Genomic DNA, 14498 nt, shown 5'->3' with positions numbered 1-14498 from the left:
GGGGGGTGATTAGTCCCAATGGTGCAGCATGGTAGACCACTGTCTGAGTAAATCTCTAACTTGGGTGCGACGGGACTCAAAGGTGGCGGCGATCCAAATTAAGGCAATTCCCAGAACAATGCCCACGGCCCAAAGCGTACTGCCATCGGTGCGGATAAACATCATGATAGTGCGCCATATTTGCAAGATGAAGGTGAGGGTCCCCACATATAGGTAAGCCCGCACCTGATTTGCCAGCCCTAAGAGCACAAACCCGATGCTGATTAACAAGCTGGCTCCGATAAAAAAGAGCACCATAGATGGGGTGGCGGCCACCTCGGCTTGATAGATGGCGGTTATCCCGATTAAAAAGGTGGCGGCACTGCGAAGATAGTGCCGTTCTTTTCGCAGGGTAATGGGTTGCCAGCGGGGATCCACTTCTAAAATGTACAAAGCAGATGCACTGACCATGGTGACTAACCACAGCAAGGTGAACCATCCCTGGGCCAGCAGATAGCGTCCCCAACTGGCGTTGAACAAAATCAGACTGAGGTAACTGAGACGCACGGCCCTCAGCCGTTGAGCCATGACGGCATAAAAGGCACCCACCAATAGCAAACTCTGGGTCTTCGCAGCGGTCAGACTAAACAATATCCCCAGCATGGGCCACCCCAGGGCCATGCGTCGCCAGGGGCGCACCGGCCATCCCCAACGCTGCCAAGGCAGCTGATAAATAATTAAACTCACGACACACAGCCCCAAGGAGCCCCAACCACGAATCCAGTGGAGGTTGGCCACCAGTTGCTCTAAACCATAGGGCATCGCCACCGTGGCAATGGTCAACCCACTCCAGGTCCATTGGCTATAGGCCTTGTCTGGTTGAAGGTCTGGTTGACCGTCTGGTTGCCCCTCTGGGAGAGGAGACGTTGCCTGGGCCTGGGACAGACCATTGATGGGAAACCACCGGGCATTGCCTTTGAGCAAAGCATGTGTGCCTAACACTGTGGCCACCCCTAGCCACAGCCATACGCCGGAACGGCTATGGCCACTAACCATGGCCAGGGTGGCCAGGGCGACGCCGAGCATCCAGTGCAGTCGTGCAGCCAGGGCAATACCGACAGGGGGGAGGTGGCTAAACCGCTGAATCCAGCGTTGACACAGGAGATAGATCACGGCGATCGCAGCCCCCACCAAGGCCAATAGGGTCAGTCCATCCCCCGCGGCGCCACCGCTTGCCTGCAGCATTCGATAGACCACCAGTTCGTACAACCCCAAAGACAATAGCCCCAAACCGCCATAGCCCAACCGGCGTAAATGGGGCTGGCGACGGCCAATGGCCACAGCCACAATGCCCACTACGGCAGCATAAAAGCCCGTGGTGGCGGTAAAGCTGGCATGGCCCAAAACCAGCCCCAGGGCCCCATAGGCCAGGGGGATGTAGTGCCAGCTCACCGGATAGGTGCCTTGTTTTTTCGTTACCAACACCGTTCCCATCAGCTGGGTGGTCAGGGCCAGGGCCACCATGGCCATTGCGATCGCAGCTGGCTGCACAGCCCCCTGGGCCAAGGCAATTCCCATGGAGATCACTAGACCCACCCCATAGGCCAGCTCCCACCAGCTGCGCAGGCGAGCCACGCTCAAGCGAGCGAGCACCAACGCCATGGCCCCTAGGCCATACTGCACCAATATTTGCCCATCTGTGGATAAGGGTTGTATTGCCCTAGGGGCAGCAATACTTAAATCTGCCGTCAACAGCCCCGTCAGCCCCAAGGCCAAGCCCCAAGCAAGACCGCAACTCCAACTACGGCTGGCCAGGCAATAGTTGGCAAATAATTTGCCCGACCGACGAGCCAGGAGCTGGGCCAAAATCGTCAACCCAGAGGCCACCACCGCCACCACCAAAAAGAAATGCCCCACACCATAGGGCCACGGAGCATCCAGTAACCACAGCCAAATAGCCCCTGCATGGATACAGCCCACAGCAGCGCCCATGGAAAATACTGGCAATGCACGCTGGGTGGGCCAACGACGGCTGTGGGCCCAAAGCAGCCCAGCCCCCAACCCCAAAGCCACCGTTGCCATGGGCCAAGACCGCAGCAAAATCAACTGCCCCACCAAGGTCAACACCGCCAGCCTAGTCGCCTGCTTAGGGCGTTCAAACGGCGGCCGATAGGCCATCACCGTCAACATACTGGGCACTAATATCCAGGCCAGATTCCACCCACCGTCCCAGCTATTCAAAAATAAACAATACCCAATGGCACTTAAACCAATGCCAACAGACCAAGCAGCTCGACGGCACCCAGGATAACGATGGCTGGCCACACTAATGGCCCATTCCACCAGCGTTAATCCAACCCAGACCGTCGCCCATTGCCCCTGGGCCCAGCCCCCCAGCTGCTCACTCACAACATACAAACCACTTACCCCCGTGGCTAAGGCCGCACCATGGGTGGCATAAACCAGACCCATGGCAGGTTGACGCAGGCGAGCCAGGCACCCTAACGTAGCCGCCAGCCCCACCAAACTGAACGTAAACAAAAAAGACTCAACCTGAGTGACGTTCAACAGCACCAGTAGCAAGCTGAAGCCCACCGTTAAACGGTCCGTCACCCCAGACCAAGCGGCCTGCCCCTGACGGCGAAACCGCCTGGAAAACCACAGCATCAGCGCTACATAACCAAATAACCAAAGCCCTGCAAAATTAAGCGCGCTGACAGGTTGCACACTAAACTGCCCCAAAAAAGCCAGCAGCCCTTGGCGCCAAACAACGGGCCAAACCAACCAGCCCCAACCAACCGCCTGAAACCCAACCAGCCACAGTGTGGCCAATGTGCTTACCTGTTGACGTTCTGGCATCGACTGCTGTAACCGCTGACGCAATAGCCAAATGGCTAAACCACTCACCCCCATAGCCTGCAGTGGCTGCTCCCCCGCAGTCCCCAGCCAGCCCAACACCAGCAGCCCCGCCCCCAACCGAGACCAAATTGGATAGTTCAGACGACATAGCATCCATCCACAGACACCCAATGCCAAGCCAAGCTGAGCCAAAGGCACCTGGGCTATCCACCAGCTACGCAGCAGCAGTATGGCAAGGGATAGGGCAATTAAAATCCCTGGCAGTTGGCCCCGAGCATCCGCTGTAGTATCCCCACCCCGATCGTTGGCCCGAACACCCAATAAATGATTTACGGCGCTACCCACCGTCCCCACATAGGCTGCGGCCAAGGGCCAACCCGCCATCCCCCAACCCCAATGGAGCCAACTCAAGCCAACAAGGTTGCCCCCGGCTCGACGCTCAGCGGTCAGCACCAGGGTCAGACCGCTCAACCCCACCCCCGCTAGAACAGCGAGAACCCTAGAAGCTGCAACCACCCCCAGGGCATCCATCATCCACATATTCAATGGAATCAGTAACAGTGTTGCCGCTTTGAGCATTTGAGCGGTTGTTTTTAACTGGCTGCGCGTCCCAGCCCAATAGCTCACCCCACCAAACGCAAGGGTGTAAAGCAACAGAATGGAATATTGCCCCACGACTGAAAAAGACTGCCACCGACTTGCCGCCAGCACGGCCGACGACACGACGACCAAAAACACCCCCAAAAACAGCAGCCACAGAACGCTTAATTCCTCAAGAAATGACTGCACCAACCGGGACTTAAACCCAGCAAAGATGGGCTCTCTGGGCTTGGTTGGCTTGGGGTCCGCGAGATTTTCATGGGCGACGACATCAGCCGTCCTTTGGGAAATCGGCAACGAGCTTGATAGCTGACGGCCAAGATTGATGGCCTGCCCTTCACTCAGTAGCCCCAGTGCGATCCAACGATCTAGCTCCCTCAGTAGATGAACGTTGGCAGCGTCAGTTTCAAGATCAATGGGAATTTTCAGCCACATACCAACTCCACAGGGCAACGGATACTTCACCCCTAGATTGTGGCCAGTCAAACTATCAACGACTATGACTTTTACGAAGCCGATGTCGGCACTAACTACATCAGCGTAGTCAGGCGAAGTCTATGGAAGTGGGCCGAAATCTTAGGAGCTGCTGTGGCTACATCTTCTGCCCCATAAGCATTGCGGCAGGATAGGCCCTGGCCTATCCCCAGGATTTTCCCATGGGTTTTCCAGACGGCAGACCACAGCGCCAGACTGTTAAGTAATTTAACGTTATACCCGTTCGTACTTAACAAACCTGTTGCATTCACCATCTTCGGGGAGCTTCTATGAGAATATTGGCCTCAGATGCAGCCGATGTGCCATGTCGGTGCTCTGTTTCTGTGATTGCGTAGAAGCGGCGGTACTGAAATGGCCTAAAGCCTCAACGGTTTGGTTTGCGTTGTATGGGCGTTGCTGCATAGCAACGGCAAGTTCGAATTTCCCGTCTTACGACTGTCCATTACATAGGAAGACGTTCTTATGGCAACTAGTTTTGCAAGCGCAACTGGAGCCCCCGAAGTGGGTAACGTTGCGACTCCGATTAACTCCTCTGCGGTTGCACGTACTTACATTAATAATTTGCCTGCTTACCGTGCAGGTTTGTCTCCATTTAGCCGTGGCCTAGAAGTAGGCGTTGCTCACGGTTACTGGTTCTACGGTCCTTTTGCTATTCTGGGTCCCCTCCGCGCCACTGATTATGGTGCTGTGGCTGGTGTGATTGCAGCTGTTAGTTTTGTCTTTATTCTGACTGTTGCAATTTCTATCTACAGTGCGGCTAATCCTGCTGGCCCTGAAGGTACGCTGACAACTCCCAATCCTCCTGAAGCATTTTCTACTCGCGAAGGGTGGAGCAACTTTGCTAGCGGCTTCCTAGTGGGTGGCTGCAGTGGTGCATTCTTTGCCTATCTGCTTTGCCAGACTCCCCACTTACTACCTCTGCAAGAAGTTGCTGGTGGTATCTGGTCCTCATAGTTTCGGACTGAGTGTTAGTTAACTAACCCAGCCTCAATCTATGTAAAACGCTCCCATATTGGGAGCGTTTTTTAGTTTTCAGGTTTTGGTAAATCGATACATGGGCTAAATCGGCAACGATACTAGATCTATGGATTTATTTGAGCAACGTCGACAGTCTTTAATTGCCTCTGAAGCGCCCTTGGCGGCCCGCATGCGTCCGCGCCATTTGGATGAGTATGTGGGTCAGGATGCCATCATTGGGCCCGGTCGGTTGTTGCGACGGGCGATTCAGGCGGATCAGGTATCGTCGCTGTTGTTCTATGGCCCCCCTGGCACGGGTAAGACCACCCTGGCCCAGGTGATTGCGAATACGACAAAGGCCCACTTTATTGCCATCAATGCGGTGCTGGCGGGGGTGAAGGACATTCGCAGCGCGATCGCAACCGCCCAAGATCTCCGAGGCCAGCAGGGTCAGCGCACCATTTTATTTGTCGATGAGGTGCACCGTTTCAACAAAGCCCAACAGGACGCCCTCCTGCCCTGGGTGGAAAACGGCACCGTAATTTTGATTGGGGCCACCACCGAAAACCCCTACTTTGAAGTGAATAAAGCCCTGGTGAGTCGGTCGCGGGTGTTTCAACTCAAACCCCTGGGGCCCGATGACCTGCGCCAAATTGTGCAGCAAACGCTGAGCGACCCGGTCCGGGGCTATGGCAAACGCGCCGTCCACATCGATGACGAGGCCCTAGACCATTTGGTCAATGTGGCCAACGGCGACGCCCGTGCCCTGCTAAATGCCCTAGAACTAGCCGTAGAAACCACTCCCGATGCCCATATTTCGCTAGCCGTAGCCGAAGAATCGATTCAGCAACGGGCGGTGCTGTACGACAAAGAAGGCGACGCCCACTTCGACACCATCAGCGCCTTCATCAAAAGCATGCGGGGCTCGGACCCTGACGCCACCCTATACTGGCTGGCCCGCATGGTGTACGCCGGCGAAGACCCCCGCTACATTTTTCGGCGCATGGTAATTTTCGCCGGGGAAGATATTGGTCTGGCGGATCCCAATGCCGTGGTGGTGGCCAATGGCTGTGCCCAGGCCTTTGACCGCGTGGGCATGCCCGAAGGGCGCTACCCGCTAGCCCAGGCCGCCCTATACCTCGCCACCTGCCCCAAGTCCAACAGTGTCATGGGATTTTTCGATGCCCTCAACACGGTGGAAAAAGAACGGGAAGCCGATGTCCCCAATCCCCTGCGGGATGCCAATCGAGACAAGGAAGAATTCGGCCACGGACAGGGCTATCTATATCCCCATGCCTACCGAGACCACTGGGTGGAGCAGCAATATTTACCCACCGGACTCCAGGGCAAAGTGTTTTACCAGCCCTCAAACCAGGGCTATGAAGACACCATTCGGATTGAGGTCGCCCGTAAACGCGAGGCCCAGCTCGCCGCTGTCATGGCAGCGGATTTACCCGAAGTACTGACATTCGGCCCCACAGATCAGGCCCAGGAACAATGGATACAGCGCACCTTAGGCAATGCGGGGGAGCGGCTCAGGCAGGTGTGCGATCTCATCTACGCCACCCTAAATCCCCAACGGCACCACGTTTTACTCGACCTCAACGCCGGACTACTCACCTGGGAAGCCCTGCGCCAGGTCCCCGAAGGCGGCGTCTATGCCCGCACCCCCACCGCAGACATACATCGAACCCTAACCGCACAAGCCCACACACTATCGGACCTAGCCCGGCCCATTTTTTTGACTACGCCCCTGGCCGCATTACCCAAAACCCTAAAAGCTCAAGCCCCCGACGTTACATTCGATGGCATCGTTGGCCGCAATGCCTTCCAATCCGGCTCAGGGCATCCAAAACTGTTGAAAAAACTGGCCCATCATCTGGCCCCCAAAGGCCGCATGGTCTTGGCCGAAACCATTCCTTTTCGCACCCTACGCCTCTACACCCTGCTGCCACCGCACACCCTGCCGCCACCCATATTGCATCAGCTACAGCAGGCCGAGGATGGCCTCTACACCAGCAACCCGGAAAAATACTGGGATGTGGAGGCTATTCCTGGCTGGTTCAAAGGCACCGGCTTGGTCGCCGATATCGAACTGATGCAAGTGCCCAATACCCTGGCAGTCACACGGCAACTTAAATCACGATGGTTTGGTGAAGATTCTCAGTATATGCAGCATCTGGCCCAAACATTTGCTACCAAGGAACTAGCGGTTATTCAACAAGCGTACACACGGGCATTAAGCACGAACATCGCTTGGAAAACCAGTATTGCCGTAGTTACGGCCATAAAAGGCGACTCCCACGACGCCCAAACTACTGGCAATCGATGAGTAGCCTCTTTTTATACGGGGTACTTCCACCTAAGATAAAACTCTAAGTGGTGCTGATTCGAACCAGCCTGCAGCGGTGTATTTGCAGATCGATTCACCCTTTCATAATTAGCAACCATTAAGTTCCTGTATAGTGCATTCCCCCCAATGCTCAATCGTCCCTTTAATAATCAGTCCCCCCTGCTGGAAAAAGACCCGACAGCGGTCAATATAGCCGCCCCCTCGTCGGCGACAGTCAGTGCCAATGATCGGCAACTGACCGGGAAATCAGCAGACGAAACCGTCGCCCTATTTAACCTAGGGCTACAAAAAATGAGTGTGGGTGACAACGAAGCCGCCCTGTCTCTACTAGAACAAATTTTGGCGATCCAGCCCGATATTCCCAATGTGTGGGAAAAACGCAGTGCCATATTACAAACCCTAGGCCGCTATAGCGAAGCCGTTGATAGCAATGCCAAGGCTGTAGAGCTCTACCAAGCTGGAGCCCAAGCCTTAGCGGTGGATGTGACCCAAGGGTGGACGGCGGAACAGTGGGTGAGCGAAGGAGAACGCTTATTTTTTAACCGCCACTACGAAGAGTCCATTGCCGCCTATGATGCGGCCCTTAGGCTCAAACCAGACTTATCTAACACGCTTTACAACAAAGGCGTATCCCTATTCAACCTAGGTCGATTGGCAGAGGCCATCACCGCCTATGATGCGGCATTAGAGCTGGCCCCCAACCTCCATAAAGCCCTCCACAACAAGGGCTTTGCCCTGGCCAAGCTGGGGCAACTGGAGCCTGCGATCGCAGCGTATGATGCCGCCCTAGCCATTGATCCAGGCCTACACCAAACCTTCAATAACAAAGGCCTAGCCCTGGCCAAACTAGAGCGTTACCAAGACGCCATCGCCGCCTATGATGCCGCCCTTGAGCTCACCCCCCACAAGCACAGTACGCTGCACAACAAAGGCGTAGCCCTAGCAAAACTAGGCCAATACGAAGCCGCCATCGCCGCCTACGATGCCGCCCTCAGCCTCAGACCCAACCTCAACAACGCGTTGTACAACAAGGGGCGAGCCCTAGCCAAACTAGACCGCCATGGCGAGGCCATCGCCGCCTATGATGCATCGCTTGCGACCAAGCCCAATCTCTACGATGAAAGTTTCCACAAAGGACTATCGCAATATGCCTTAGGCCATAGCCAGCAGGCCCTGGCCACCTATGACCTGATTCTGGAAACCCAGCCCGACAATGCCCATGTGCTCTACCAAAAAGGCTTAGCCCTCCACGACCTAGGCAACTACCCAGGGGCCATTGCCGCCTACGATGCCGCGCTCCACAGTCAACCCGACCATTACAAAGCCCTGGGCAAAAAAGGCAATGCCCTACTGAAGGCAGGTCGTTTTCACGAGGCCCTAACGGTCTATGACGATGCCTTAAAACTTAAGCCCAACTTGCCAGATGTGCTCTACAGCAAGGGGATTGTCCTGCTGAACCTGCGGCGCTATGAAGAAGCCATCGCCGCCTATGAGGCCATCCTCTCCATGCAACCCCAAAATTATCTGGCACTCTACCGCAAAGGCGTGGTGCTCCATGGGGCAGAGCGTTACGCAAGTGCGATCGCAGCCTTCGATGCGGCCCTCGCCATTAAGCCAGATTTCCAAACAGCCATTCAAAGCAAAGAGGCCACCCAGTTTAAATTATCGCTCCAGAGACGCCATCAACGTTTCTAACGTCCCATTAGGCAAAAGAAATCGGCCCAGCCCACAGCGGCTCTCGACACAACCGTGCCCCCAACCACAAAACGAAAAAACCGCGAATCATAAAATCGAGAGAAAAATCCTCAAGGAACGGAAGCATAGGGCCTAAAATCAGCCCATGCAACAGCCTTAAACCGCGGCCCCAAAAGGGATGATTTCTACTACACAAACCACTGTTTCAGACGACGTGATCGCCCTATTTGAAAAAGGGTTACAAAAAATCAGTGTGGAAGATCACGCAGCTGCGCTACCAATATTCGAGCAGATTGTCGCCCTCAACCCTAATATTCCTAACGCTTGGGAAAAATATAGCGCTGTGTTGCAAAAGCTAGACCGCTATGGCGAAGCCATGGCCGCCAATGCCACCGCCATACGCCTATATCAGTCTGGCCGCAACGCTTTAGCCATTGACCCGACCAAAAGCTGGACCATTACAGAATGGTTAACTAAAGCCAACACCCTATATCTCCACGGCTGCTACGAAGAGGCCATTGTTGTTTACGATGCAGCGCTGCACCTTGAGTCAGAGAAAAAATATACGCTACTCAACAACAAAGGCCTAGCGCTCCAAAAGTTGGGGCGTCGGGAGGATGCCATTGCCGCTTATGAGGCAGCGCTCAAGATTAGGCCTGACTCATGCGAAGCCCTCAACAACAAAGGGAATGCCCTATATGGGTTGGGGTATTACCAAGAGGCCATTACCACCTATGACAAGGCGCTGGCCATCAATCCCCACATCTATGAGGTCCTAAATAACAAAGGTAATGCTCTGTACAAGCTACGCCGCTATCAGGCAGCACTGACCCTATACAACATGGCCCTAGCCCTTAAAACAGATGTACAGGAAACAGATGTACAGGAAATTATTGAAAACAAAGGCGCTGCACTCTACAGGCTAGGGCTACGGGGCAGTCTGGCCCAGCGGTCAAACCAACGCAAAAGTCGTTAGCTCCCTCTCACATAGTCCTAGACCACCCCTGAAAGCTGATAGCTCCCCTAGAACTCAGAACTATCTACAATCAAAGCTTCCAGATTGCCCTGCAAGTCTTTTGTCAGGGCGGCTACTGCTTTTCGACGACTGGCTTTATAGTCACTCCACCGGTCTCTCACATTAATCGGCTCGCCCACCGTCACCAGGGCCTCTCGCTTGCCTAAGGATGGGCGAGGGAACGGATTTTTGCCCTCAATGCGAGCGACCATATCGGCCAATAACAACACCGTTTCAGCAAACCGATCGGCGGTGGGTTTTTCTAAAACATAGCGGCCAGTGACGGCCACAAAACTCTCGACCAAACGCATGTGCCACATGCGCAGGTCTGCTTCTTCCGCCACCCGATCGGCCAAACCGCGCTCCACTGACGATAGGGCGGCTTCATCTCGCAAATCTTCTCGGAAAATACGTTCCCAACCGGCCTGCTCTAAGCGTCTGCACCGATCAATAACAGATCCTTTGGGCTTTAGCTTAAAGTACGTTTCTGCCACCGATAGGGCCCCATCGAGCAAATGCTTTAACCGGGTGGCTAGTTGGGCGTTGGCATCGTCATCCCTATCGGCCGGTGGTTCCAGGTCATAAATTTGGTGGTAATAGGACTCCATTAGGGTAAGCAAATGCTCAGCGAGGCGATACAGCCGCCCATAGAGGTTAGCGAGTTCGGCACTGGGCAGCTCAGGCAGCTTGGGCAGCTCACCGGAAATGCCACTACGGTCTTCTAACTGAGTTAGCAGCTGCGAGATCGCAGCCCAAGGCGGATCAATATAGCGATATTGAATCCCTAGGGGCACCACATAGACCGGCTCCGATCGATCGGCCTTATTGAGATCTTCAACGCACCAAAACGCCAACTGAGGCACGCCAGGTTCCAGGGGACTGACAATTTCATTGTGGCCATTGTTGCCCCCCTCTGGGGCCGCCGCCAACGGAAATTCACCACTGACCAACAACTTACGGGCCGCCTTCAGCGCCACTAAATCCAACTTGCCCCGTTGAATCGAAACGCCCCCCAACCGGGAGCATAGCCACCCCATCCACCGACCGGCCCACAGGGGTATCCCCCGGTCATAAATAAAATGACTATGGACAGGCTGCAACGATAGCCCCTGCTGCTGGCCAGCTTGAGGCACCGCCCGCCACAACAAATGGGCTAAACAATAGGCATCCTCTGGGGCTGGATGGCGAAATGCCAACAATAATCGCCCCTGCCCTGCCCAAAATTCACCATACTTCTGGGCCAACACCTCAGGATTTTTCACCCGAATATCCACTAAATCCGTGTGCCAACGCATCCACCCAGGCACGATAACTTTGAGCAATCGCCGTACCCACGGACTAAATTGCTCAGGGATAAAATCTAGGGGAGGCTGAGCCCGAATAATGGCATTGGTCACCGGATAAATTCTCCAACCAGCAGCTTAACGAATACTTAAAACTACAACTGCTCTAAATTCCATCATGACAACGGCAATGGGGCTGTGCTAATTTCTGAGCCGTCTACCCTCAAAGGCACTGAAACACCTGTGGGTCCTGCTTTAAGGATTCAGGATATCGGTTACCAACCTTGGGCGATTTTAATATTTACTCACGGCTTTTAAAGCTTCGATAAAAGGCAATTCACCTAATCACTGATTTTGAACAAGCAAGCTTTAATAAAAAAGATATAAATACCGCACTACCTTGGATAGATTCACATCCTACCTAGATTGCTCAACATTCGTAGAAAATATCTAAATTTATTAGGGATTAGCATCAAGCCAACTACCGTTAATACAAAGATTTTCCAAACGGTTTCTTGATCTTAAACAGCAGAGATCACGCCAGTGGGAAGCAGGGTTTGTATCACGTAATTATCTAAAATTTTACGATCTTACTGAGTGTCCCCTTCCTGAAATACTGAGCAACTACCTGTGAATCTAGTGAATTAGGGTGACAATCGACCGCACTTATAGCCTGTTGCTGTTAAGTTGTTTCGTCATTGTCCATGTCAACGCTTAGAGCTTTCCGTCCTAGCAACCCAGAAGTTCAGAAAATGTCTATTGATGCAGACATCATCAATGCATTATCACTCCCTTGGGATGCTTTTTTTCAAAATATAAAAAACGATTTTGATACTGCAAATTCAATCATTGATTCACTATTAACAGCTAAAAATCGCTGTCAAGTTACTCCTTTTTATGTTCAAGCTATCATTGCTAATTCTTCTGTATTTTTAGTTTCTAATACAGGCAGTTCTGATACTTTGAACCTCACCCAAGCAGGCGCATGTTGGCTCTTGGGAAAATCGCTCACCTGTGCACTTCCGCTGGAAGATGCCGCCGTTGCTCCTTGTCATGCTGTCATTCGGTATACCCCTGACGCCGGATTTTTTATCGCTGACGTGGGCAGTCAAACAGGCACCTATGTCAATCGCCGTCGTTTAAGCCCACAAAAACGACAGCCCCTGCGAGATGGAGACATGATCGAACTGGGTGATTTGACTGTGGAATTTTTCGTGGACAATTTTGATCCGTTAGAAAATCCATCCGATTTTCCAGCAGATAACCACGAGATTACCTACACAGGGTACGAAATATCTTACTAACAATCTTTCATTGCGTTAGGTTCGTTGATATTGGCCACCGGGCAACTGGGTCACCACCCCCGCTAGTTCTAACTGTAAAAGGCCACTTAGCAAGACACTGGTGTCTTGCTGGGTGGCCTCTACTAATTTGTCCAAGCTGGTGGGTACATCTGGCACCTGGGCTAATAGCTGTTTGAGCGGTGCTTCCAATTCAACCTCAATGGCCGCCACCTCTTGTTTTTGGGCTGTCTCTTCTACGTCAGGGGTAGCCGAGGAAGCGTCTGGAGCGCGTTCATGGTGGGAAACTGTGGCCCCAATCGTATTGATTAGATCGGTGACGAAATGAGTCTCTCCCATCACCATGGCCGCCCCCGTATTGATTAAGTTTAGGCACCCACGGGCGGTCGGATTATCCAAACCGGCGGGCAAGGCATACACATGACGACCATAGTCATTGGCTAAATAGGCCGTGATCAGCGCCCCCGATCGTTCTGGGGCTTCGGTCACTAAGATGGCATCACTGAGGCCGGCAATAATCCGATTACGGCGAGGGAAATGGCCGCGATCGGGAGGGGTGCCATCGGGATATTCGCTCACAATGAGCCCCGTTTCTTCAATGCGCTGGTATAGCTGATCATTATTGCGGGGATAGATGACGTCCACCCCGGTGCCCAATACGGCGATGGTTTGACCGTCGCTATCTAGGCAGCTTTGGTGAGCATAGGCATCAATGCCCGCAGCCAGACCTGAAACGACAACCACCTGCCGCTGACTCAGGCAACGACTTAATCGTTGGGTCCAGCGTCGACCATAGGGACTGGGCCGCCGAGTGCCGACAATGCCGACGGTCATGGCGGAGGGTGCCTGATTGGGCCGCCAGGGTCCTCGGTAGTAAAGCACCGGTGGTGGATCGGGGATTTCCCAAAGCAACCTGGGGTAGTCTGGATCGGCCGGGGTCCAAAATTGGGGGTATTGGGCTTCGTGCTGCTCGAGTAGCTGCTGTGGTTTTAGTCGCGATCGCAGCCGGACAATCTGATCCGCTGTCACTAGCCCAATGCCATCAACGCTGAGCAAACTCGCGGCATCTGCCTGCCAGGCCAGATCCAGAGAACCGAAGTATTCATGCAGCCGCTTGATTAAAATGGGCCCTACATCTTTAATTTGCGACCAAGCCAGCCAATATGCCCGTTCCAAGCCGAATTCCCCCTCAGTCCAACGGCCTTAGGATGCCCAGGCAACGCCAGAATTCGGAGATAAGCGTTCGGAATTAGGAACAAAGGCGTAGACGTCCGCCGTCAAACGTCCGCCGTCAAACGTCCGCTCGCTGCTGCTTTAGATAGTCAAAAACACTTTTATCGCCAATATCTGGCGGGATGGGTTGAATAACTTTGCGCAACGCAAACACCCCAAACAAAATTGCCCAAACTCCCAAAAGCTGACGGCCCAGACCGATGGGCAGCGCCCCTACCATATGGGTCAACAAAAAGGCTGGCACCAAAAAGGTGAGAAATTTAGTTTCTAATCGATTAAAGCAAAAGGCTTCTTTGAAGAAGATGCCGGTGAGTGCCGCAAAGGTAAACCCTATGCCCAAGATGGATAAGGGGTATTGATAGATGGTCAATGCCAAGGGACCAGGCAACGCCACCGCCAGCCCCAGGCTAGCCAAACCACCAATCGCCCAAAAAACTTGTAGCGCCAGGTGCAGTGGCCGCAGGTAAATGTGGATATACCAAAGGCTAATGCCCAAGCCCGCCCACAGCAAGCCATACAAACCAGAAATAGTCCAAAGGATGGCAGGGGTGGGGCCGAAGACTCCCAACAGGGTTACCCCCAACGCAAAACTCAAGGCCGCAATGCCCAAACCACTGCGATAGATAACCACCTCCCGCCGATCTTCGGGGGTAATTACAAACGTGCCAAACTGCCCTTCATAGGCTTCTGGCAAGGGCACCTGTGCTGTCACTACCATGATCTCCCAA

At 53.7% G+C, this 14498-nt stretch carries 9 protein-coding genes; 5 read left to right on the top strand and 4 right to left on the bottom strand.

All coding sequences use genetic code 11. From position 1 onward, the window contains the following. Positions 1-9: 9 nt before the first annotated feature. A complete protein-coding gene (locus IXB28_RS01065) occupies positions 10-3873 on the bottom strand; it encodes a hypothetical protein (RefSeq protein WP_215616687.1) in 3864 nt (1287 codons plus the stop codon). A 522-nt stretch (positions 3874-4395) separates the two neighbouring features. Here IXB28_RS01065 and IXB28_RS01060 point away from each other — a divergent pair. The 4 genes from IXB28_RS01060 to IXB28_RS01045 all read left to right on the top strand — a co-directional run bounded on the left by IXB28_RS01060 (position 4396) and on the right by IXB28_RS01045 (position 9914). Continuing rightward, the gene (locus IXB28_RS01060) at positions 4396-4887 is read left to right on the top strand and encodes a photosystem I reaction center subunit XI (protein ID WP_215616686.1); all 492 of its coding nucleotides are present in this window, start codon (positions 4396-4398) and stop codon (positions 4885-4887) included. A gap of 130 nt (positions 4888-5017) precedes the next feature. After that, positions 5018-7222 (top strand): AAA family ATPase, encoded by a 2205-nt coding sequence (locus tag IXB28_RS01055; RefSeq protein WP_215616685.1) that lies wholly within the window; start codon positions 5018-5020, stop codon positions 7220-7222. Between the two features lie 147 nt (positions 7223-7369). Further along, positions 7370-8938, top strand: coding sequence for a tetratricopeptide repeat protein (locus IXB28_RS01050; protein WP_215616684.1), 1569 nt, complete (start codon positions 7370-7372; stop codon positions 8936-8938). Between the two features lie 178 nt (positions 8939-9116). After that, the gene (locus IXB28_RS01045) at positions 9117-9914 is read left to right on the top strand and encodes a tetratricopeptide repeat protein (protein ID WP_215616683.1); all 798 of its coding nucleotides are present in this window, start codon (positions 9117-9119) and stop codon (positions 9912-9914) included. 47 nt (positions 9915-9961) lie between these two features. On the opposite strand, the gene IXB28_RS01040 is transcribed toward IXB28_RS01045, so the two are convergent. After that, positions 9962-11350: a 1-acyl-sn-glycerol-3-phosphate acyltransferase gene (locus IXB28_RS01040; protein WP_215616682.1), complete on the bottom strand. Its 1389-nt coding sequence runs from the start codon at positions 11348-11350 to the stop codon at positions 9962-9964. A 638-nt stretch (positions 11351-11988) separates the two neighbouring features. Here IXB28_RS01040 and IXB28_RS01035 point away from each other — a divergent pair. Beyond that, positions 11989-12540, top strand: coding sequence for an FHA domain-containing protein (locus IXB28_RS01035; protein WP_215616681.1), 552 nt, complete (start codon positions 11989-11991; stop codon positions 12538-12540). Between the two features lie 15 nt (positions 12541-12555). Here IXB28_RS01035 and dprA read toward each other — a convergent pair whose 3' ends face one another. Together dprA and IXB28_RS01025 are read right to left on the bottom strand one after the other, a co-directional pair. Next, the gene (gene dprA, locus IXB28_RS01030; RefSeq protein ID WP_215616680.1) at positions 12556-13713 is read right to left on the bottom strand and encodes a DNA-processing protein DprA; all 1158 of its coding nucleotides are present in this window, start codon (positions 13711-13713) and stop codon (positions 12556-12558) included. A 115-nt stretch (positions 13714-13828) separates the two neighbouring features. Next, positions 13829-14488, bottom strand: coding sequence for a DUF2301 domain-containing membrane protein (locus IXB28_RS01025; protein ID WP_215616679.1), 660 nt, complete (start codon positions 14486-14488; stop codon positions 13829-13831). Positions 14489-14498 lie beyond the last annotated feature (10 nt).

The sequence above is a fragment of the Leptothoe kymatousa TAU-MAC 1615 genome, assembly GCF_018739865.1.
Lineage (GTDB): Bacteria > Cyanobacteriota > Cyanobacteriia > Phormidesmidales > Phormidesmidaceae > Leptothoe > Leptothoe kymatousa.
Note: the sequence above shows the minus strand (reverse complement) of the source record. Positions and strands in the feature narration are given on the sequence as shown.